The organism is Prevotella sp. P5-50, assembly GCF_002251295.1.
Taxonomy (GTDB): domain Bacteria; phylum Bacteroidota; class Bacteroidia; order Bacteroidales; family Bacteroidaceae; genus Prevotella.
In genome coordinates, this window is record NZ_NPJA01000024.1 from 53,524 (window position 1) to 75,027 (window position 21,504).

A 21,504-nucleotide genomic window follows, 5' to 3' on the forward strand; every position below is an offset into this window, starting at 1 on the left:
CAATTTCCGCGCAAAATTACTAAAAAATCAGCAAACACCCAAATATTTAGCACACATTTCGGCACAACGTTCTCCATCGACGCCTGCTGAAACAATTCCTCCCGCATAGCCTGCGCCCTCACCACAAGGAAAAAGGCCTCTAATGCGAACGTGCATTAAAGTGTCACGGTCGCGTACAATACGTACTGGCGAAGAGGTACGAGTTTCAACGCCTATCATCAATGCTTCGTTGGTTAAAAAGCCATGTGATGACTTTCCAAACTGTAAAAATCCTGCTTTTAACCGATTGCTTACAGCTGGTGGCAACCAAAAGTGAAGCGGTGAAGATATGAGCCCTGGTGCATACGATGACCGCGGTAGGTCGGCACTGAGTCTACCATTTACGAAATCTGCCATACGTTGTGCTGGAGCGGTTTGTTTCCTATTGCCTTGCAACCAACAGTCATACTCCATCTGTTGTTGGAAACGCATCATGCAAAGTGGATCATCTCCTTCCACGTCTTCTGGTCTGATTTCTACTACCATACCGCTATTACTCCATTGTCCACCTCGGTTGCTAGGTGACATTCCGTTAACAACAATCTGTTGCTGATCTGTTGCGGCAGGTATTACGAAACCTCCCGGACACATACAAAACGAATATACACCACGTCCTTCAACCTGCGTCACAAAAGAATATTCTGCGGCAGGAAGATAACGTCCACGTCCCTGTTTAGAATGATACTGAATTTGGTCTATCAGAGCAGAAGGATGCTCCAGGCGCACACCAACAGCAATTCCTTTGGCTTCCAACTCAATATGCGCATCTGCGAGATAACGATAGACATCACGTGCAGAATGTCCTGTTGCGAGAATCACGGGGCCCTTGAAAACTTGCTGTTCTCCTGTGGGTAAATAGACAGCCTCTACACCTACCACCACATCGTCTTTCAACATGAGTCGTGTCATCTTCGTTTGAAAATGCACTTCACCTCCACATTGTAAAATGGTGTGGCGCATATTTTCTATCACACGTGGCAACTTATCGGTACCAATATGAGGATGTGCGTCTGCCAATATAGCGGTTGAAGCACCATGCTGACAGAACACATTGAGTATTTTGGTAGTGTTTCCTCTTTTTTTGCTACGTGTATAGAGTTTTCCATCTGAATAGGCACCTGCCCCACCTTCTCCGTAGCAATAGTTGCTTTCGCCATCAACACGTTGATTTTTGGTTATCAACGAAAGATCACGCTTTCTTTCGCGAACATCCTTACCGCGTTCCAACACGATAGGACGAAGTCCGAGCTCCACAAGGCGTAAAGCGGAAAAAAGTCCGCCAGGCCCCTCGCCTACTACCACAACGGCAGGTTTGTCTGACACATCGCCATAAATTGTCTGTTCGTAGGCCTCGTCTGTGGGCAGTTCGTTGATGTATAATCGCACCTTGAGGTTTACCACCACCCTACGTTGTCTTGCGTCAATACTCCGCCGCAAGACACGTACACTTTTCACCGTACGTCTGTCAAAGCCGTACTCATCTGCCAAAAACGCCACAAGATTCTGTTCGCAGGCAGCCACTTGCGGTATTACTCTAACGTCGTATTCTCGGATCATTCTGACTTACCGAAGAGATCGTTTGCTTCTTCTATTTCGTCCTCGTCAAACCATTTGCTTAAGCGTTGTTTTGCTTTTTCCTGTATTTCAGGTGCCACATCGCCCCATACTTTTTTCAGTACATAGAGCAATACTGCAAGGTCATCGGTCAATCCCACAATGGGAATTGCATCAGGAATAACATCCAAGGGACTAATCATATATCCCAGCGCTCCAATAATCAGCGCTTTATTGGCTGTACTTACTTTGTCGCTTTGTAACGTATAGTACAGGATAAGGGCCGCATAGACCAACTTCGCACCGGCACGTTTAGCGATGCGTGAAATCTTTTCAACGAAGTCTGACTGAGAGAACTTGTTGGCATAAGTCATGAAATCAGGTAATTCCATATTTTTCAGTTTTAAATTTGTTTTATACTATTTTATTCTAATAACGCGAATTCCAAGAAATGATGGATGCTTCTTCATATACTGAGCAAGTGTCATAGGTTCGAGCACCACTTTTTTATGTATCATAGACGCATTGAGTAAATGCAATCCATCACTCTTCCATTCTGCAAATCCGACATGTGAAATATCGAGCCCTTTCTTATTGGTTACAATAGCTAAAATATCGCCATCATGTATCGTCTGTCGAAGAATCTTGCTATTTGTAATCTGTTTATTGGGAATATAACTGAATGTCTGTCCTGTAAGTTTCCGTTCTTGTGCAGCTATCACTTTGACATCCTTAGGATTGTTCTTCAAGGCCACATAGGATAGCGGATGAGCACTCATATAGCCTACACGGACGTTTTGTACCGCAGTAAATGGGGTATTGTTGCTTTGAATTTCCTTAACCCATCCGGCTTTTCCATTAGACAGTATCCAGTCTGTAAAATAATGCAATCTGGACGTATATCCATTGATTTTGTGATGATGGTAACGTAATTTTTCCAACATGCTACAATAAGCATCGAACGAGGTTTGCTTGTTTTTTGCACAGATGGTAAGTGCGGTCACCGTTTCCACAAGGGTGGTACAGTCAAGCTGTCGGGTATTAACCACAAGTCGTTCTGTCGGTTGACCTTCAAGTGTATGAGCCACATAAGGCCGTCCTATCAATTGATGGGCAAAGAATAGCGGCGTCTTGTTCTTATGATTATCAACCGCCTTTTGCAGCATAGTCACAATTTTTACACTATCCACCTTTTGATAAACACAACGTTGTGCGTGAATTTGCAGCGAAATGCCCATAATGAGCATCAGAATATATTTTTTCATCACTGTTTTCTGTTTTTATATCTTCCACGTTTACCGAAATTATAACCTACATAGGCATTTACTGTACCATATATATTACTTGCGGAAAAACGAGATTTCTTATAGTTGTTCCAATAGACGATAGCACTCAGTCCTGCAAAAAAACGGGTATTATTGAAGACAAGCCCGAATCGTCCTATTCCATCAATATTAACATTGTTTATATCAAATCCATGTGCTGCAGGTTCTTTCATTTCTCCCTTCGTTTTTTTATAGGCAAGAGCCAACGATGTACTGGCGCAGAACAGAAAATTAGGTGCAAAAACCCAATTATAAGCATAGCCCACGGAAGCATTATAGTTGTAGTATTTCACTTTATTGAACATTAGTGCACTATCGAGTTGTTCACCATGCATTCCTTCGTTTTTATCTATAAGATCTTGTAACCGTTCATGGTCAAACGAAAGACTATTGTGCGAATATCCTATACCAGCCATCCATGAACCACAACTGATTTTCTGACATGTACTTTGTGCAAAAGCAGCAGGATAAGAGAAACGTTGGTGGTTGAAAATATAATAGAGATTGAAACCTGTAGTTCCAACCTTGAGTCCATCAAATGAGTGGCCTTTCAACAGCTGCTCAGAGCTTTTGTCAGATAGTCTCACCCTACTTATTTTGTAATCGCTTCCTGTCTTACGATAAAAAATGTCAAGACCGACCTGAGCAGCATAGATACTAAAATCCCAACCTTGTTTGGCTTTTTCTTGGTTGAATCCAAAGTGCTTTACATCGAAAGTATAACCAAGAAATACCCACCTCCATCCAAAATACGGTCCGATTTTTACGGTCGGATTCGGAGAAAATGTCAAAGACTGCCCATTCTTCTCTGACGTACGTAATTGATAGATGTCGTAACTTTGGGTAGCTTGTAGCATAACTGCCCAGTTATAATGTTGCGGTTCTACATAATTTGTATCAATATAACTGAATCCGCGTATAGTACGCCGCAACCAACTCAATTTGCGCTTGGGAGGTACAGAAACTTCCGTTGGTACTTTTTGTGTATCAGTTTCCGCTTTTACAGGATAGTTAACAGACGGCAGAACTTGAGTAGCATGGCCTTTCATCGTCGTAGCCAATGCCAACACAAGAACAATCAATACCATTCTTAAGTATTCCACCGTCATCATCTTTTTTTTAGAACTTACCAAGAATACGATCGAGCACCCAATTAACTGGAGTTGCCGATATACTTGTACACTCACAAACGCCAATACCTCTCAAATGTTCTATCACATTCTTAATAATGGGATACTGTACGTATGGGGGATTAGGTACGGTAATGTTTTCCTCGCCTTCGCTGGTATGCAGACGAATTGGCTGATAGTCAAATACTGAGAAACTCACCGATCCTTGATCACCAATCAGTTCGATACGATCTTCCTGTGCTGACTCATGAGCTACAAAACACCAGGAGCCACTTCCTGGTACTCCGTTTTCAAATTCGAAGCAGGCACTAACGGAATCTTCAACCTCATAGAGACCACCTCTGTTAGCCTTAATTCCACGAGCCTCAATAATGGTGCCAAACATATATTGCAACAAATCCAACTGATGAGGAGCCAAATCGTAGAAATAGCCACCTCCTGCCACATCGGGCTGCAAGCGCCACGGCATTTTATCTGGTCGGTCATAGTCAAGTGCTCGTGGAGGCACAGCAAAACGCACCTGCACATTGACAAGACGACCAATACGACCACTATCCACAATTTCCTTCACCTTAAGGAAATAAGGCAGATAACGACGATAATATGCTACAAAACAGGGCACTCCTGTTTCTTCACTTACTCGATTGATTCGCGCACAATCGTCATATGAGGCAGCCAATGGCTTCTCCACATAAACGGGTTTTCCTGCACGCATGGCCATAATGGCATAAGTAGCATGACTCGACGGAGGCGTGGCAACATAGACGGCATTGACATCAGGGTCATCTATGAGCTCTTGAGCATCTGTGTACCATTTGGGTATTCCATGGCAAACAGCATAGCTTCGTGCACGTTTTTCGGTACGACTCATAACAGCCACTACAGTAGAACCCTCAACCTCAGAAAAGGCAGGTCCACTTTTTTTCTCAGTTACTTCTCCGCAACCGATAAATCCCCATTTTACGGTCTCTAACATGCGTATAGTTTCTTTAATTTCATGCAAAGTTAGAAAAAATCTCTTAATTCTTTGCAGTCTTCACCTATTTTTTAAATATAATTGACTACCTTTGGCTTCGATTTCTAAAATTAAAGATTAAATGAATAGTAAAGAGCAAATCGACGAGCTGATGAAACCGCGCAGCTACAGAGCAGTTGTTTCTTCTGGATTCCGTTTCTATACAGCACATTTTCGCACTGTATTTAAGTCTTCATGGCTGATGGCATTAGCCTACTCACTTTTGGTCGGTCTTACAGGATTGGTTGCTGCGGTACAAATGCCCAAGGTCGTTATGAAACTGATAACTTTAACACAACACGGTGCAGACAGTACTGCACTTATTGACTCACAGAAGAGTTATTTTATCACTGGTGGACTTCTCGTGGTCTTTGTGATTGTATGTATGCTATTACTCGCAGTTACCATAGGGTGTGTGTTGACACGTCTTAAAGAGCACAAAGAAAACCATACATTAGTGTTGCCTACAAGTTGGTGGAATCCCAATTTTCTATTAGCGTGGCGAACCGTTAAAGGCGGTATTTTCACTTCCTTACTAACGATAATACCCATTGCATTATTGGCAGGCGGTACCATCGCATATTCCATAGCCTCACCTCAATCTTTCGCTACTCATTCTACTACCGTGTGTGTGGCAGTAGTTATTCTTTCCCTCTTGATTATTGCCTTCGGACTACCCATTGTTCCTACCCTGATACATTATATATTTAGTGAACGCACTCCTTTCCTACAGACCTTGCGTGCCAACTACAAAGGGGGACTCCGTTTTTGGGGTGGTCTTTTCGCTATCGTAATCATAGATGTTCTATGGGCCATCATCGTTGATCTCATCATCTGCCTTCCTGCCAAAATCCTGTTTATGGCCAACCTCTCGGCACAGACAGGCCAACTTTATGGTGACCCATTGTCCATGCCTGCCTATATGCCAATGCTTACCTTTGTGACATTTACCATCTGTGGATTTTTCCAGTTTTTCGCCACTCTTCCGGCTCTATTCCACAGTTATTATGCTTATGGCGCCATCGTTTCTCGTGAACAAGAGCGTTTTCGGCAAGCCAAATGAGCAGAAGTAAAGCTCGCTTTAAATCTGCCATGGCGAGAAAACGAAGGATGAAATCCAACGTTTTCGGCAAGCCAAATGAGCAGAAGTAAAGCTCGCTTTAAATCTGCCATGGCGAGAAAAGACGTCATGAATGGAACATCAGAATACAATAAAAATCATACACTTGATATATTTTCACAAACCCCATAAATTAACATGAAAAGAATACTCTTCATAGACCGGGACGGAACCATAATCAAAGAACCCGAGGACGAACAAATTGATGCTTTTGAGAAACTGCAATTCGTAGAGGGCGCCATCGGCAACCTTGCTTTTCTCAGGCAACACACCGACTATGAGCTTGTCATGGTGAGCAATCAGGACGGATTAGGAACCGATTCATTTCCTGAAGAAACATTTTGGCCTGTTCATAATTTCATACTTCAAACGCTGAAGGGCGAAGGTGTTGAATTTGATGATATACTCATCGACCGCCATTTTCCAAACGACAATGCGCCCACGCGTAAACCCGCTACTGGTCTGGTGGAGAAATACATGAACAACCCCGACTACGACATGGCTCACAGCTATGTGATTGGCGACCGAGATACTGATAGACAATTTGCAGAAAATATTGGTTGCCAATTTGCTCAAATCGGCAACTGGAATGAGGTTACAGAACGCATCTTTGCTGGTGACCGTACTGCCGAGGTTCGACGCACCACCAAAGAAACTGATATTTACGTTCGTTTGAATATTGATGGTACGGGGCAATGTGACATACATACTGGATTAGGGTTCTTCGACCACATGCTTGAACAGATTGGCAAACACGGTATGATGGACTTGACCATCCACACCAAAGGCGACCTTCACGTCGATGAGCACCACACCATAGAGGACACCGCTTTGGCGCTGGGCGCTTGCCTGCATCAGGCTTTAGGATCCAAACGAGGCATTGAGCGTTATGGTTACGCATTGCCCATGGACGATTGTCAATGCTCAGTATGTTTAGATTTCGGTGGACGCCCATGGTTGGTATGGGATGCAGAATTTCATCGTGAACGCATTGGCGAAATGCCAACAGAGATGTTTCTGCATTTCTTCAAGAGTCTGAGTGATGCGGCTGCCATGAACCTCAACATCCGTGCTGAAGGTCAAAACGAGCACCATAAAATTGAAGGCATCTTCAAGGCCCTTGCACGTGCTTTGCGCATGGCCGTCAAACGCGATATCTTCCATTACCAACTACCCAGCACCAAAGGAATGCTTTAAGGCTCTCTTTAGTTGGCACGCTTGGTGAAAGCTATATGGCTAACTCGTATAAAAAACATAGGTTGCTAACTTATCATGAAAGAGGATACTTAGCAACCTATGTTTTTATAATGAATTATTTTTTCCGTTTAATAGAGTCGCTTCATCAAGAAGATTATCTGCGACCTTTAAAGACACTGGTAATGGGTTGTCCACGCCATGCCTGGGGACGTTTTAGATGGAAAATTTCAGCAATAGTGGCAGCCACGTCAAACTGCATCATCACATCTGTAATTTGATATCCCTCCTTAATACCTTTTCCATAGATAATAAATGGGGTTTCCATTTCTAATAATGTCTTACCGCCATGACCTTTCTCCTTACCGCCATGATCGGAGGTTATAATAAATATGGTATTTTCAAAGATACCTGCATCTTTTGTGGCTTGAATGATACGACCCACATAGCGGTCGGCTCTTGCAATTGCATCGTAATAGGCTGGTGTGTCATGACCAGACTCATGACCAGCATGGTCAATACCGTCATAACAGAATGCTGCAAAATTGGGACGCTTTTCCTTGATATAATCTTCTGCAAGTTCAGTCAGTTTGTCAAGGTTATTTAAGTAATCAGCCACTACCTCCACCCTACTTATTGCCAAACTATCCACTAAATATTTAATACCATCCCACTCCATCATGCAAGCTGTTTCCGCCTCAGGATGTTGCTCGTACAAAATAGAATATATAGTAGGGAAGATTCCACGACTATTTACTATTGCCGATGGAATTTCTGGAGTGCGAGATCCCCATTCGGTGTAGCCGTGTTGTTCTGTACATGCACCATTAAACATAGATGCCCAATTGATGGCAGAGCTTGACTCCAACACACTTCTTTTCTTTAGTGTGTATGCACCGTGTTCCATCATATTCTTGATATTAGGGATGTCGTGTGCCTTAGGTACACTATAGGCTCCCCACCCATCAAGTCCGATAAGAATTACGTGTTGTTTTTTAACTGATTTTGCCATTACGCTACCACCGGTTGCCAGTAGGAGCGCAAGAATGAAGAATAATTGTTTCATGTTATTATTTTTGTTATACATTAGTACTTTCAAATGCAAAGTTACAGAATATAATTGGTTCATGAAAATATTCTCGGCATAAAAGCAAAAGAAAAAAAGGCAAAGATAAAAAATACCGATGTATAAATAGCCAAAGCATACAATGGACATACTGAAATAGGCTCAACGTCAAAGAGAAGTATAACGATTAGAGATAAAAAATCACACATAAAGAAAAACTGCCAACCTCATCCAATTACGGAAAGGTTGGCAGCCTATCTTATGAATAATCAGTGTATTCTATCTTAGAAGTCCTTGGTCATCTCATCCACTTCGGCATTAATGTGAGCAATGAAGTCTTCGATGGTCATCACCTTCTGCTCGCCACCACCTTGTGGGCGTACTGCAACTGTGCGATCTGCTTGTTCCTTTTCGCCTACAATCACCATGTATGGGATACGCTTCAATTCGTTGTCGCGAATCTTTCTACCGAGCTTTTCGTTGCGCAGGTCAATGGTAGGACGTACACCACCATCTTGCATCATCTTAGCAACTTCCTTGGCATAGTCGTTATATTTCTCTGACAGAGGCAAAATAGCCACCTGATCAGGTGTGAGCCAAAGAGGGAAATGTCCACTTGTATGCTCAATAAGTACGGCGGTGAAACGTTCGAGTGAACCGAATGGTGCACGGTGTACCATGACAGGAGTCTTCTTCTGGTTGTCCTCGTCGGTATATTCCAACTTGAAACGCTTAGGCAGGTTGTAGTCCACCTGAATGGTACCCAACTGCCAACGACGACCAATGGCATCCTTAATCATGAAGTCAAGTTTAGGACCATAGAAAGCAGCCTCGCCATATTCTACCTTGGCATGGAGACCTTTCTCCTCACATGCTTCAACAATGGCTTTCTCTGCCAATGCCCAGTCCTCATCGGTTCCCACATACTTCTCATGGTCGTTAGGGTCACGAAGAGAAATCTGTGCTTCAAAATTGAAGCCGAAAGCCTTCAGCACGATTCCGATAATGTCCATTACGTTGAGGAACTCTTGTTTTACCTGATCAGGACGACAGAAGATATGAGCATCATCTTGCGTGAACGAACGCACACGAGTCAGTCCATGAAGCTCACCGCTCTGTTCGTAACGATAAACTGTTCCGAATTCAGCAATGCGCAAAGGCAGATCGCGATATGAACGAGGTTTCCATGCAAAAATCTCGCAGTGATGCGGACAGTTCATAGGTTTCAACATGTATTCCTCATCCTCCTCTGGAGTATGGATGGGTTGGAATGAATCCTTGCCATAATGTGCATAGTGCCCTGAGGTAACGTAGAGGTTTTTAGAACCAATATGCGGAGTAATAACTTCCTTATATCCAAAGCGCTTTTGTACTTTACGCAAGTGTTCCTGCAAGAGCAAACGAAGTTCTGTACCCTTGGGAAGCCAGATAGGAAGTCCCTTACCAACATTCTCTGAGAACATGAAGAGTTCCATTTCCTTGCCGATCTTACGATGATCGCGCTTCTTGGCTTCTTCCAGCATAACGAGGTATTCGTCAAGCATCTTCTTCTTGGGGAATGATACACCGTAGAGACGTTGCATCTGGTGACGTGTAGCATCGCCACGCCAGAAAGCTCCAGCAACATTGGTGAGCTTGATAGCCTTGATTTCTCCTGTGTTCATGAGGTGCGGACCACGACAAAGGTCGGTAAATGCTCCCTGTGTATAAGTTGTGATGGTACCGTCTTCAAGATCTTGCTCAATGTGTTCACACTTATAGGTCTGTCCTGCTGCTGCAAACTCCTTGAGGGCATCAGCCTTGGCCACCTCTTTGCGAACCACGGGCTCTTTCTTCGAAGCCAGTTCCTTCATTTTAGCTTCAATCTTTGGGAAATCACTCTCTTTGATGCTTTCGCCGTCTTTCAGCAGCACATCATAGAAGAAACCGTTCTCGACAGCAGGTCCGAAACCAAATTGGATGCCAGGATACAACTCCTGCAAAGCCTCCGCCAACAAGTGTGCAGAAGTGTGCCAAAATGTGTGTTTACCTTGCTCATCGTCCCATTTATAAAGCTCAACCTGAGCATCTTCCATAATGGGGCGGTTCAGTTCCACTGTTTCGCCATTCACTCCGCAAGCCAATACGCTGCGTGCCAAAGCTGGCGAGATGCTTTCGGCAATCTGAAGTCCAGTAACGCCCTGCTCATACGAGCGAACAGAACCGTCTGGGAAAGTAATGTTGATCATATCTACAATATATGTTTAAGTTTAAATCGAGTGCGAAATTACAAAGTTTTCGGCAAACGACCAAATATTCCTTCGTGAACTTCCAATTATTGGTGCGACATTCCCCGTATTCTCGTTTTTTTTTCTTAAATTTGCAGTCTATTTATCTTATTCCAGTGTAGATTATGGACAATACAACAATAGCCCCACAACAGCTCCAACGCATGAAAGAACTGGTTGAGCAACTCAACCGTGCATCAGAAGCCTATTACAACGGACAAGGCGAACTGATGACAGACTTTGAGTGGGATGCTCGTTTCGATGAGCTCCGCCAATTAGAACAGCAGACCGCCACCGTGTTACCCGAATCGCCTACCCATAACGTATCGCATGACGATATGGCGGGAAAGAAAGAGGAACATGAATTTGCTGCACTTTCATTGGCAAAGACCAAGCTCACCACAGATCTTGAGAAATGGGCAGAAGGGCTCCCTATATGGATATCGTGGAAACTTGACGGACTGACACTTGTGGTGACTTACGATGGAGGACGTCTGTCGAAGGTGGTGACACGCGGAAATGGTCACATCGGTACCAATATCACCCATTTGGCTCAAGCCATCAGCGGTATTCCGCAACAAATTAAAGAGTTGGGACACACGGTAATACGTGGAGAAGCGGTTATCAGTTATGCCGATTTCGAACAGTTTGAAATGGAAAGAGGCGAAGGGTTCGCCAATCCTCGCAATTTAGCATCGGGAACCCTAACATTGAAAGATACGGATGAAGTACGCCGACGTCATGTACAATGGATTCCATTTACATTAGTCTATTGTGAACACGAAATCGTGTCGTGGGGCGAACGCATGAACTGGCTTGACAGTATGGGATTCAATACGGTGGAGCGAACTGCTGTGCAACAGCCAAACACAAAGAATATACAGGAAGTGATCGACGCGTTCACCCTGCGTGTCACCAACCGGACCTGTCCTTTCCCCGTTGACGGACTCGTCGTATGTTACGATGATACCGACTATGCACAAACAGGTTCTGTCACAGGCCATCATGCCACACGCGCTGGTCTGGCCTTCAAATGGCAAGACGAGGCTGCAGAAACAGAACTCAAAGAGATTGAGTGGTCGTGTGCTGCCAATACCATATCCCCTGTGGCTATTTTCCAACCAGTCAACCTTGAAGGCACGACCGTGCAGCGTGCATCACTCTGCAATATTAGTGAGTGTGAACGACTGGGCATTGGTGGTGCCGGCACACGCATAGAGGTCATCAAAGCCAATAAAATCATCCCCAAGGTCATTAAAGTCTGTCAGACTGTGGGCGAGTTGCATATTCCTGCACAATGTCCAGTCTGTCACGCAGCAACGGAAGTGCGTATCAGCGAGACGAGCGGTACTCGAACGCTTCATTGTACCAACGGTCATTGTCCCGCCAAGCAACTTCGCATCTTTGCCCGTTTTGTATCCAAGGAGGGTATGAACATCGATGGAATTTCAGAGCAAACCATCGCAAAATTTATCAATAAAGGATGGATTAGTGAGTTTGCCGATATTTTCACCCTTGGCGACCATATCCGCGAAATAGCGCAGATGGATGGTTTTGGACAGCGGTCGGCATCAAATATTAAGCAAAGTATAGAAAAAGCACGCCAGACCGAGGCCCACCGTCTGCTCTATGCTCTTACCATTCCACTCTGCGGAGCAGATGTTTGCAAGCGACTACTTGCTGCCTACCCTTTGGAGACACTTGTTAACGAAGCGACAAAAGACGAGGGAGATCTCTTTGCCACACAACGCGAGCCACAAGAAGTGTTTGCCCATGTGGCAGGTATAGGTCCTGAGAAGTCAGCTTCTTTTGTTCGATGGTTCAGAAACACAGACAATCTGTCTCACTATCAGCGACTCATGCAGCAAATTACGGTCAGCCAAGCTTCTTCCCAGCCTACAGGAAGCCGTTGTGAAGGTCTAACCTTTGTGATTACTGGCGATGTGCACCATTACAAGAACCGTAATGCCCTCAAGGCGTACATCGAGAGCCAGGGCGGTCATGTGGCATCGGCAGTCAGCGGTAGTACAAGTTTCCTCATCAATAATGACGTTCAATCAACATCGGGCAAAAACCGTAAAGCACAACAACTGAATATTCCTATTATCTCGGAAGACCAATTCGTTGCCGACTACGGAGAATAACCGACTTTTTATAATTTAAATCAATAAACAACTATGAATTTTTCAGGATTGATAATAGCCGTCATCACCTTTCTGGTTATCGGCATATTCCACCCTATCGTCATCAAGTGTGAATACTATTTCGGCACACGATGCTGGTGGGCCTTTGCCCTTGCCGGCATCGTCTTTATCGCCGCCAGTCTAATTGTTGCTGACAATATCATCAGCCCCATATTAGGCGTTGTGGGATGCTCGTGCCTCTGGAGTATTCTTGAGATTTTCGAACAAAAAGGACGAGTCGAAAAAGGTTGGTTCCCCATGAACCCCAAACGAAAAGACGAATACAAGAAACGTTAAGTGAACTTTGCATCTGCTCTCGATTCGAGGCGCCGTGACCATTGGTCGAGACGCCTTCGGGATGGATTCGGGATTGCTTTATCGTCTTATCGTCTATTGAACAATCTTAAACTTGGCAAATTTCAGTAAGAGTTGCTTGGTACCTGTGTTGCGGAATTCTACTGTAGCTTTGGCATTTTCTCCACTACCGTCAATACGTAGAACAGTTCCCACTCCGAAACGTTGATGCTCGATAACGTTACCTTCTTTTAATGCCGTTGTTGCAGATGATGCTGAAGTAGAAGAAACGACCCTGTTCACGGGTTTGAAACGATTACCACCCGCATTCTGAAGTTGCTGACGGAAGGAGGGAGACAACGGATCAACACTTGACTCCGGTTGACGAGGAGCCACAATACGGGGTTTGGGGTCTGCCTTAAATTGTGAGGCCACCGGATGAGGATTCTGTTGCCATGAAGAACCGCTTCGTGAAGACTGTCCTGAGAAGGAATTCCCATAAACAGATTTTGTTCTTGAACCAGACAGGCTCTCAGCTCGTCCATAATCCTGACGTCCTGACTCCACCCGAAGGAAACGGGTGTCAATATCCTTTATAAACCGCGAAGGAGTGTCATATTCCAACTTACCATAACGCCAACGGTTCTGAGCACATGTCAATATACAATGACGCTCTGCTCTCGTTATAGCCACATAAAGTAAACGACGTTCCTCTTCCAACTCACGTGTAGAACCGGCACTCATGGGAGATGGAAAGATGTTCTCTTCAAGTCCCACGACAAATACCGTAGGAAATTCCAATCCCTTGGCACTATGTACAGTCATCAGCGCCACGCGGTCGTCTTCATCACCTTGTTCGCTGTCAAGGTCTGTCAACAACGCCACATCCTGCAGATAGTCTGCCAGCGACATTTGTTCGACTAATCCCTCTTCACGATGGTTTTCTACAAAATCCTTCAAACTGCCAAGAAATTCTTCAAGGTTTTCCTGACGTGCCACATCATCTGGATTTTTCGAAGCATAGATTTCCTTACTTATACCACTCTCCATGATAATGGCGTGACCTATCTCATAAGCATCTTCAGCAGCCATTCGAACACGCCACCCTTCTATGAGTTGACAGAAGGCATCCAGGCGAGTCAAAGTTGATTTCCCAACAGGAATGGGATGCAGATGCGGTTGTGAGATGACAGACCATAGACTGACGCCATCATGATTAGCAACATCTATAATCTTGCGAAGAGTCGTATCGCCAATGCCTCTTGCCGGATAGTTGATAATACGACGCAAAGCCTCCTCATCGTCGGGGTTGACAACGACACGATAATAAGCCGTAACATCCTTGATTTCTTTGCGTTGATAGAAACTCAGTCCGCCATAGATGCGATATGGGATATTATCTTTCAGCATTTGTTCCTCAAAGGCACGACTCTGCGAATTGGTACGATAGAGTATTGCAAAATCGCAATAACGTCCGTTTTCCGTCTTTCTGATACGTCGGATATCATTACATACGATAATAGCCTCCTCCTTGTCACTATAGGCTGGTTTAAGTACAAGGTGTTCACCTTCGTCATTCTTACTATAAACCGTTTTTGGAATCTGCCGTTGATTATGACGGATCAGACTGTTTGCTGCATCAACGATATTTTGGGTTGACCGGTAATTTCGTTCGAGTTTGAAGAGGCGTGTATTGGGGTATTCCTGTTGGAAATTAAGAATATTGTCGATATTAGCACCACGGAATCCATAGATACTCTGGGCATCATCGCCAACCACACAGATACGTCCTGTGGGTTTGGTGAGTTGCGAGACAATAGCTTGTTGGACGTAGTTGGTATCTTGATACTCATCCACGAGTACATACTGAAAACGGTCGATATACTTCTGCAAGACCTCTTCATTAGCATCGAAAAGCATAAAGGTGTTCACCAGTAAATCATCAAAATCCATGGCATTGGACTGTCTGCAACGCTCACAATACCTATTATATATTGCAGAAATTGACTGTTGACGACGTATTGCATCATCTTTCGCCCATGCACTCATAGCATAAGTCTGTGGTAACACCAGATGGTTTTTCGCCATGGAGATGCGATCGGCAACGAAAGCGGGTTTATAGATCTTATCGTCAAGATCCATTTCCTTGATGATGTTCTTCACCAGCGAACGGGAATCGCTTTGGTCGTATATCGTAAAGGACGACTGATAACCAATGGCTTCCGCTTCAACTCGCAGGATGTGTGAGAAAACGGAATGAAAGGTACCCATGTGAAGACCGCGAGCTCTGTCTGTACCAACCAGATTCGCAATACGTTCCTTCATCTCGCGAGCTGCTTTATTTGTAAATGTCAATGCAAGGATATTCCACGGAGCCAGTCCTTTTCTCAAAAGGTATGCTATTTTATAGGTCAGCACACGCGTTTTGCCCGATCCTGCCCCTGCAATAACCAATTGCGGACCATCACACCATTCTACTGCTGTGCGCTGGCTGTCGTTAAGATTGTCGAGTATATCTTCCATTGTCATTTGTTTTTTTTTTCAATAGGGTTTTGATAGAATGAGCCCTCGATTCTCATCGGGGGCTCATAACAACACAAACACAAAATAAAAACGCAGTCCCACTATTGAAGACTGGTTAGTCTTAACTATAATTTAAAAATTATTGTATTCCTTCTTCACGAAGCTTCTGCTGCCAGCGCCACGCACTCATGAGCGTGTCTTCCAGAGAAGTTTCGGCTTTCCATCCCAATACTTTGTTGGCTTTCTCAGGATTAGCCCATACCTTTTCGATATCTCCCTCACGACGAGGAGCGAAAGTCCAGTTGAGCTTAACGCCTGTAACTTTTTCAAAAGTTTCAACGATTTCCTTGGTAGAGCAGCCATGTCCTGTTCCAATATTGAATACCTCAAGGGCTTCGCTGTCGGTATCAAGCACACGCTCCATGGCTTTCACATGAGCCTTTGCCAAATCCACCACATAGATATAATCGCGGATGCATGTTCCGTCAGGAGTATTATAATCGTTACCAAACACTTTGAGCTGTTCACGAATACCCATAGCGGTCTGGGTTACATAAGGTATGAGGTTCATAGGCACGCCATTGGGCAGTTCGCCGATAATGGCTGTTGGGTGCGAACCAATCGGATTGAAGTAACGCAACAGGATAGCCTTGATGGGTGCTCCGCTGTGAATATCGTCGCGGATAATCTCCTCGTTGATCTGCTTGGTGTTACCATAAGGACTCTCTGCCGGTTTGATAGGAGCATCCTCTGTAACAGGAAGGTTCTCTGGGTCCGGCTGACCATAAACCGTACAGCTTGACGAGAAAATAATGCCTTTCACATCATGCTTAGGCATGAGTTCCAGCAAATTCACCAAACTAACAATATTGTTACGATAATAAAGCAAAGGCTTCTCAACACTCTCGCCCACGGCCTTCGATGCAGCGAAATGGATAATTCCAGAAATATCGGGATACTTTGAGAACACACGGTCCATCGCAGCAAAATCGCAGCAATCCACTTGCTCGAATGCAGGACGAACTCCCGTAATCTTCTCGATACCGTCCACTACCTTTGCATCGGAGTTGGACAGATTGTCAACTATCACCACTTTATATCCGGCATTCTGCAGTTCTACGGTAGTGTGACTACCGATGAATCCTGTTCCACCTGTTACAAGTATTGTTTGCTTCATTTTCTTATGCTTTAAAAGAATCTTTGCAAAGTTACACATTATTTTCTTATAAAAAAAATATATTTGCGGAAATATGACCTATATCTTATATTTCTTTTTTTTATGATGTGCTTTTTGGGGTACTCCTGTGGTATTCATGTGGGCGGCTGTCTTAATGCCACGATAGCCATTCCACCGGCTGATAATACGACGCACATAGTCTTCGGTTTCTGTTCCACGCATATATCCGTTCTTCACCACTGGGTCATTATAATATTGCGGTTGCGATAAAGCAAGGATATACTGACTCACATCATTCCAGCGATGCGGGTCACGACCGTGCTTGCGGGTGAGTGCCATGGCGTCTCTCACATGATACGACCCGCCATTATAGGCTGCCAGTACAAATTTGATACGTTCTGTCCGATTGGGAATATCTCGGAAATGTCCGTCCAGTTCCTCAATAAACTTCACAGCAGCGGCAATATTCTTGTCTGCATCAAACAAATCGGAATGAGCCAGTCCGAGATGGTTTGCTGTTGACGGCATGATCTGCATCAGACCACAGGCACCTGCCCATGAACGAGCTTGCGAGTCGAATGTTGACTCTTGATAACATTGAGCTGCCAAAAGTCGCCAGTCCCATCTGATACGACGGGCATGTTGCTGGAATTGTGCATCATATTTAGAAATCACGCCTCCTTTCGCATTGAGCATCGGCGCAAATACGCGTCGGCGAACCGAACGAGACGACAGCAGATACTGTTCTTCCTTACGTGTCTCGGCAATCAGCTGAGGACGAAACCATGCTTTTATTTCTTTTTCCAATTGAGGTTTATCGGGACCTATCCGCCACGCCAGCCGATCGTCTCGTCCTGCGAACAGCGCCACATCGGCTTCACCATCCTTGATGCGGCGCACCATCTCTGCCGAATCCCGACAGACCTCGACGCGCAGTCCCACGCCAATCTTTTCCGCAAAGCGTTGACACAGCAGGTATTGAGTTCCAAGATAATGACCATGATAATCATAATAGGTCTCTGGACCCGTCATGGTCAAAACAATCATTTCGCCATTACCCACAATCTGCTCCAAGTCAAAATCTGCCGACAACGAATCTTGCTCCTCTCCCCAAGGTGTGAGTTGAGGTTCATCCTGTTGGTGCTTGCATGCAGCACACAAAAGCAAGAGAGCAAAAACGTGTATATATATTCTCTTTCGCATCAATTTATTAAAATTTCGTTGCAAAAGTAATCAATTTTTTGGAAATATTACCAGAATTGCGTACTTTTGCAAAGGAAATCATCAGAAATAGATTTTTATATGTTGAGAATTGCAGTACAATCCAAAGGTCGTCTGTTTGACGACACGATGAATCTGCTCGCAGAAGCAGATATCAAAGTCAGTTCAGGACGACGCACCCTATTGGTACAATCACAGAATTTCCCCTTAGAAGTGCTCTACTTGCGCGACGACGATATTCCACAGAGCGTTGCAAGTGGTGTTGCTGACATTGGCGTAGTAGGTGAAAACGAATTTGTAGAACGTGGCGAAGATGCTGAAATCATCTCACGCTTGGGATTCTCCAAATGCAGACTTTCACTGGCCATTCCTAAAGACATCAATTATCAGGGGTTGGCATGGTTCAACGGCAAGAAAATTGCCACATCCTATCCTAATATCCTGCAACATTTCATGGAGCAGCACAACATCAACGCCGAAATCCACGTCATCACAGGTTCCGTAGAAATCAGTCCGGGAATCGGTTTGGCTGATGGTATCTTCGACATCGTCAGCAGCGGATCCACATTGGTCAGCAACAACCTGAGTGAGGTGGAAGTGGTCATGCAGAGCGAGGCATTACTCATCGGCAACAAGAATATGAGTCAGGAGAAGCGCGAAATACTCGAACAGATGCTCTTCCGCTTTAAGGCCGTCAAAGACGCAGAAGACAAGAAGTACGTGCGCATGAATGCCCCCAAGGCAAGACTACAGGAAATCATCAGCGTATTGCCAGGACTGAAGAGTCCTACTATCATTCCATTGGCCGACGACGACTGGTGCTCCGTACATACCGTACTCGATCAAAAGCGTTTCTGGGAGATTATCGGCAAACTGAAAGAAATGGGTGCACAAGGCATTCTTGTGACTCCTATTGAAAAAATGATACTTTAAGCGAAAGACAAACGCTTCTTTATCACTTATCCTGTCACTTACAGGTTAACCCCCACAAGAGTAGAGCAAGGTCATTGCTCTACTCTATGCTATTAAAAAAGGAAATAACATAACGGAAGGAATTTAAGCTATGAGAACTTATCGATACCCGCAACAAAACGAATGGAAAGAAATTATCCAGCGTCCACATCTGGACCTCTCCAAGCTCCATGCCACGGTGACTGGGGTGCTCGACGACATCAAAGAGCATGGCGATGAGGCTGTCAAGAAGTACGAGGCGCAGTTTGACCACGTAACACTCCATTCTTTGGCTGTTTCAGCACAGGAGATGGACGAGGCAGAACATCTGTTGGATGATAAACTGAAAGCTGCCATCATTTTGGCACATGAAAACATTCATGCCTTTCATGCAGCACAAAAGTTTGAAGGGAAACCCATTGAAACGCGTCAAGGCGTAAAATGCTGGCAAAAAAGTGTGGCGATCGAAAAAGTCGGATTGTATATTCCTGGGGGTACTGCCCCACTCTTCTCCACAGTTCTCATGCTGGCTACTCCTGCAAAAATTGCAGGATGCAGCGAAATCGTACTCTGCACCCCGCCAAACAGCGAAGGCAAGGTGAATCCTGCCATTCTCTATGCCGCACAGGTGGCTGGCGTCAACAGAATCTTCAAGGCTGGAGGCGTACAGGCCATAGGTGCCATGGCATACGGAACGGCAAGCGTACCGAAAGTCTATAAGATTTTTGGACCGGGAAACCAATACGTCATGGCTGCCAAACAACAGGTTAGTCTCGATGAGGTGGCTATCGACATGCCCGCTGGACCGTCGGAAGTATGCGTCATTGCCGACCACCAGACCAATGCAACATTCGTAGCAGCAGACCTGCTGTCTCAGGCAGAACACGGAATCGACTCACAGGTGTTGCTTATCACCACCTCTGAGGAGAAACTCCAGGAGATACAAGAGGAGGTTAATCGCCAACTGCAAGCATTGCCACGCAAGGAAATGGCAGCGAAAGCGTTGGAAAACAGCAACTATGTCTTGGTTAGCGATCTCGATGAGGCCATGAAACTGTCTAATGCCTATGCACCGGAACACCTCATTTTGCAGGTTGAGGACTACGAGGCCTTAGCAGAAATGGTCATCAATGCAGGAAGTGTCTTCCTCGGAAAATATGCCTGCGAGAGTGCAGGAGACTATGCAAGCGGCACCAACCACACACTCCCCACTCATGGCTATGCAACAGCCTACAGCGGCGTGAATCTCGACAGCTACTGCCGTAAAGTCACCTTCCAACACCTTACAGAACAAGGCATCAGGGAAATTGGCCGCGCCGTGGAACTCATGGCAGAAGCCGAACAGCTTGATGCTCACCGTAACGCAATGACAGTTAGAATAATATCGCTTAAAGCATGAAACAACTTGAACAACTGGTAAGACCAAATATTTGGAAACTCGCACCTTATAGCTCTGCCCGCGACGAATACTCTGGCAAGCACGCTCACGTCTTTCTCGATGCCAACGAGAATCCGTACAGCATGACCGACAATAACAGATACCCCGACCCACTCCAGCGAGAACTCAAAGTGGCGCTGTCCAAGGTCAAGGGTGTCGCTCCTGAGCATATTTTTCTCGGTAACGGTAGCGACGAAGCTATCGACCTGCCTTACCGCATCTTCTGCGAACCGGGACGCGACAACGTGGTGGCCATCGAACCTACATACGGCATGTACCGCGTGTGCGCAGATATCAATAATGTGGAATATCGCACAGTGACGCTCAACGAGAGTTTTCAGTTTCAGGCCGATCAAATATTGCAGGCTTGCGACGAGCACACCAAACTGATATGGTTCTGTTCGCCCAACAATCCTACAGGAAACTCACTCGACAGACAGGAGATGCTCCATGTCGTAGAACGCTTCCAGGGTATTGTCATCATCGATGAGGCGTACATCGATTTCTCACGCCAGCAGTCGTTCCGTAGCGAACTGGCAACCCACCCCAACCTCATTGTGCTCAACACCATGAGCAAGGCATGGGCATTGGCAGCAATCCGCTTGGGCATGGCATTTGCCAGCAAGGAAATCATCGATATATTTAATAAGGTGAAATACCCCTATAATATCAACCGACTGACACAGGCAGAGGCGATGGAAGCCCTTGCCAACCCCTATGACGTGGATAGATGGGTGAAAAGTATTCTCGACGAGAGAGTTCGCATGATGAAAGCATTCCTCGAATTGCCGGTTTGCCAACAGGTATTTCCGTCAGATGCCAACTTCTTTCTGGCTCGCATGACCGATGCACAGTCTATCTATGACTATCTGGTCGATCATGGAATTATTGTACGCAACAGATCACGCATCACACTATGTCATAACTGTCTGCGTGTGACCATCGGACTGAAGAGCGAGAACAACGAACTTATTGCTGCATTACGGCAATACGTACAATAAACCCGA

The 21,504-nt window shown here is 45.1% G+C and carries 17 protein-coding genes; 7 read left to right on the forward strand and 10 right to left on the reverse strand.

Going from position 1 to position 21,504, the window contains the following annotated elements; translation table 11 throughout:
• Nucleotides 1-27: 27 nt before the first annotated feature.
• From CIK88_RS06575 to CIK88_RS06595, 5 genes are read right to left on the reverse strand one after another with little or no spacing between them, the layout of a single operon-like run.
• The gene (locus CIK88_RS06575; protein WP_094435330.1) at nt 28-1,596 is read right to left on the reverse strand and encodes an NAD(P)/FAD-dependent oxidoreductase; all 1,569 of its coding nucleotides are present in this window, start codon (nt 1,594-1,596) and stop codon (nt 28-30) included.
• Entirely contained in the window at nt 1,593-1,985 is a 393-nt protein-coding gene (locus CIK88_RS06580; protein WP_173815648.1) for a YkvA family protein, read from the reverse strand. The genes CIK88_RS06575 and CIK88_RS06580 overlap by 4 nt, the downstream gene beginning before the upstream one ends.
• 27 nt (nt 1,986-2,012) lie before the next feature.
• Nucleotides 2,013-2,858, reverse strand: coding sequence for an N-acetylmuramoyl-L-alanine amidase-like domain-containing protein (locus CIK88_RS06585; RefSeq protein ID WP_094390796.1), 846 nt, complete (start codon nt 2,856-2,858; stop codon nt 2,013-2,015).
• A complete protein-coding gene (locus CIK88_RS06590) occupies nt 2,858-4,030 on the reverse strand; it encodes a DUF4421 domain-containing protein (RefSeq protein ID WP_094390797.1) in 1,173 nt (390 codons plus the stop codon). Before CIK88_RS06590 ends, CIK88_RS06585 begins: the two co-directional genes overlap by 1 nt.
• Before the next feature lie 7 nt (nt 4,031-4,037).
• On the reverse strand, nt 4,038-5,024 hold the full coding sequence (locus CIK88_RS06595) for a Gfo/Idh/MocA family protein (protein ID WP_094435334.1): 987 nt from the start codon (nt 5,022-5,024) through the stop codon (nt 4,038-4,040).
• 121 nt (nt 5,025-5,145) lie between these two features.
• Here CIK88_RS06595 and CIK88_RS06600 point away from each other — a divergent pair, with 121 nt between their 5' ends.
• Together CIK88_RS06600 and hisB are read left to right on the forward strand one after the other, a co-directional pair.
• Nucleotides 5,146-6,126 (forward strand): hypothetical protein, encoded by a 981-nt coding sequence (locus tag CIK88_RS06600; RefSeq protein ID WP_144269589.1) that lies wholly within the window; start codon nt 5,146-5,148, stop codon nt 6,124-6,126.
• 195 nt (nt 6,127-6,321) lie between these two features.
• Complete coding sequence (hisB, locus tag CIK88_RS06605; RefSeq protein WP_094435338.1) at nt 6,322-7,380, forward strand: bifunctional histidinol-phosphatase/imidazoleglycerol-phosphate dehydratase HisB; 1,059 nt, start codon at nt 6,322-6,324, stop codon at nt 7,378-7,380.
• 154 nt (nt 7,381-7,534) lie between these two features.
• Here hisB and CIK88_RS06610 read toward each other — a convergent pair whose 3' ends face one another.
• A complete protein-coding gene (locus tag CIK88_RS06610; protein WP_094435371.1) occupies nt 7,535-8,443 on the reverse strand; it encodes an alkaline phosphatase in 909 nt (302 codons plus the stop codon).
• Nucleotides 8,444-8,727: 284 nt separating this feature from the next.
• A complete protein-coding gene (thrS, locus tag CIK88_RS06615) occupies nt 8,728-10,671 on the reverse strand; it encodes a threonine--tRNA ligase (RefSeq protein WP_094390801.1) in 1,944 nt (647 codons plus the stop codon).
• 164 nt (nt 10,672-10,835) lie between these two features.
• On the opposite strand from thrS, the gene ligA reads away from it, so the two are divergent.
• Both ligA and CIK88_RS06625 read left to right on the forward strand, forming a co-directional pair.
• Nucleotides 10,836-12,854 (forward strand): NAD-dependent DNA ligase LigA, encoded by a 2,019-nt coding sequence (gene ligA / locus CIK88_RS06620; protein WP_254046861.1) that lies wholly within the window; start codon nt 10,836-10,838, stop codon nt 12,852-12,854.
• Between the two features lie 33 nt (nt 12,855-12,887).
• The gene (locus CIK88_RS06625; protein ID WP_094390802.1) at nt 12,888-13,190 is read left to right on the forward strand and encodes a DUF4491 family protein; all 303 of its coding nucleotides are present in this window, start codon (nt 12,888-12,890) and stop codon (nt 13,188-13,190) included.
• A 93-nt stretch (nt 13,191-13,283) separates the two neighbouring features.
• On the opposite strand, the gene CIK88_RS06630 is transcribed toward CIK88_RS06625, so the two are convergent.
• The 3 genes from CIK88_RS06630 to CIK88_RS06640 all read right to left on the reverse strand — a co-directional run bounded on the left by CIK88_RS06630 (nt 13,284) and on the right by CIK88_RS06640 (nt 18,090).
• Nucleotides 13,284-15,710 (reverse strand): ATP-dependent helicase, encoded by a 2,427-nt coding sequence (locus tag CIK88_RS06630; protein ID WP_094435340.1) that lies wholly within the window; start codon nt 15,708-15,710, stop codon nt 13,284-13,286.
• Nucleotides 15,711-15,849: 139 nt separating this feature from the next.
• Nucleotides 15,850-16,887, reverse strand: coding sequence for a UDP-glucose 4-epimerase GalE (galE, locus tag CIK88_RS06635; protein ID WP_094435342.1), 1,038 nt, complete (start codon nt 16,885-16,887; stop codon nt 15,850-15,852).
• Nucleotides 16,888-16,965: 78 nt separating this feature from the next.
• Complete coding sequence (locus CIK88_RS06640; protein WP_158214654.1) at nt 16,966-18,090, reverse strand: transglycosylase SLT domain-containing protein; 1,125 nt, start codon at nt 18,088-18,090, stop codon at nt 16,966-16,968.
• A 99-nt stretch (nt 18,091-18,189) separates the two neighbouring features.
• On the opposite strand from CIK88_RS06640, the gene hisG reads away from it, so the two are divergent.
• From hisG to hisC, 3 genes are all read left to right on the forward strand, one after another.
• Nucleotides 18,190-19,041 (forward strand): ATP phosphoribosyltransferase, encoded by an 852-nt coding sequence (gene hisG, locus CIK88_RS06645; RefSeq protein ID WP_094390806.1) that lies wholly within the window; start codon nt 18,190-18,192, stop codon nt 19,039-19,041.
• Between the two features lie 130 nt (nt 19,042-19,171).
• The gene (gene hisD / locus CIK88_RS06650; RefSeq protein WP_094435344.1) at nt 19,172-20,458 is read left to right on the forward strand and encodes a histidinol dehydrogenase; all 1,287 of its coding nucleotides are present in this window, start codon (nt 19,172-19,174) and stop codon (nt 20,456-20,458) included.
• The gene (hisC, locus tag CIK88_RS06655; protein WP_094435346.1) at nt 20,455-21,498 is read left to right on the forward strand and encodes a histidinol-phosphate transaminase; all 1,044 of its coding nucleotides are present in this window, start codon (nt 20,455-20,457) and stop codon (nt 21,496-21,498) included. Before hisD ends, hisC begins: the two co-directional genes overlap by 4 nt.
• Nucleotides 21,499-21,504: the final 6 nt, after the last annotated feature.

Bases quoted from the DNA above. Each gene is read 5' to 3' on its own strand.
- CIK88_RS06590 (WP_094390797.1), bottom strand. From the start codon at position 4,030: ATGATGACGGTGGAATACTTAAGAATGGTATTGATTGTTCTTGTGTTG.
- hisG (WP_094390806.1), top strand. From the start codon at position 18,190: ATGTTGAGAATTGCAGTACAATCCAAAGGTCGTCTGTTTGACGACACG.
- hisD (WP_094435344.1), top strand. From the start codon at position 19,172: ATGAGAACTTATCGATACCCGCAACAAAACGAATGGAAAGAAATTATC.
- CIK88_RS06575 (WP_094435330.1), bottom strand. From the start codon at position 1,596: ATGATCCGAGAATACGACGTTAGAGTAATACCGCAAGTGGCTGCCTGC.
- CIK88_RS06610 (WP_094435371.1), bottom strand. From the start codon at position 8,443: ATGAAACAATTATTCTTCATTCTTGCGCTCCTACTGGCAACCGGTGGT.
- hisB (WP_094435338.1), top strand. From the start codon at position 6,322: ATGAAAAGAATACTCTTCATAGACCGGGACGGAACCATAATCAAAGAA.
- ligA (WP_254046861.1), top strand. From the start codon at position 10,836: ATGGACAATACAACAATAGCCCCACAACAGCTCCAACGCATGAAAGAA.
- thrS (WP_094390801.1), bottom strand. From the start codon at position 10,671: ATGATCAACATTACTTTCCCAGACGGTTCTGTTCGCTCGTATGAGCAG.
- CIK88_RS06580 (WP_173815648.1), bottom strand. From the start codon at position 1,985: ATGGAATTACCTGATTTCATGACTTATGCCAACAAGTTCTCTCAGTCA.
- CIK88_RS06595 (WP_094435334.1), bottom strand. From the start codon at position 5,024: ATGTTAGAGACCGTAAAATGGGGATTTATCGGTTGCGGAGAAGTAACT.
- hisC (WP_094435346.1), top strand. From the start codon at position 20,455: ATGAAACAACTTGAACAACTGGTAAGACCAAATATTTGGAAACTCGCA.
- CIK88_RS06625 (WP_094390802.1), top strand. From the start codon at position 12,888: ATGAATTTTTCAGGATTGATAATAGCCGTCATCACCTTTCTGGTTATC.
- CIK88_RS06630 (WP_094435340.1), bottom strand. From the start codon at position 15,710: ATGGAAGATATACTCGACAATCTTAACGACAGCCAGCGCACAGCAGTA.
- galE (WP_094435342.1), bottom strand. From the start codon at position 16,887: ATGAAGCAAACAATACTTGTAACAGGTGGAACAGGATTCATCGGTAGT.
- CIK88_RS06600 (WP_144269589.1), top strand. From the start codon at position 5,146: ATGAATAGTAAAGAGCAAATCGACGAGCTGATGAAACCGCGCAGCTAC.
- CIK88_RS06640 (WP_158214654.1), bottom strand. From the start codon at position 18,090: ATGCGAAAGAGAATATATATACACGTTTTTGCTCTCTTGCTTTTGTGT.
- CIK88_RS06585 (WP_094390796.1), bottom strand. From the start codon at position 2,858: ATGAAAAAATATATTCTGATGCTCATTATGGGCATTTCGCTGCAAATT.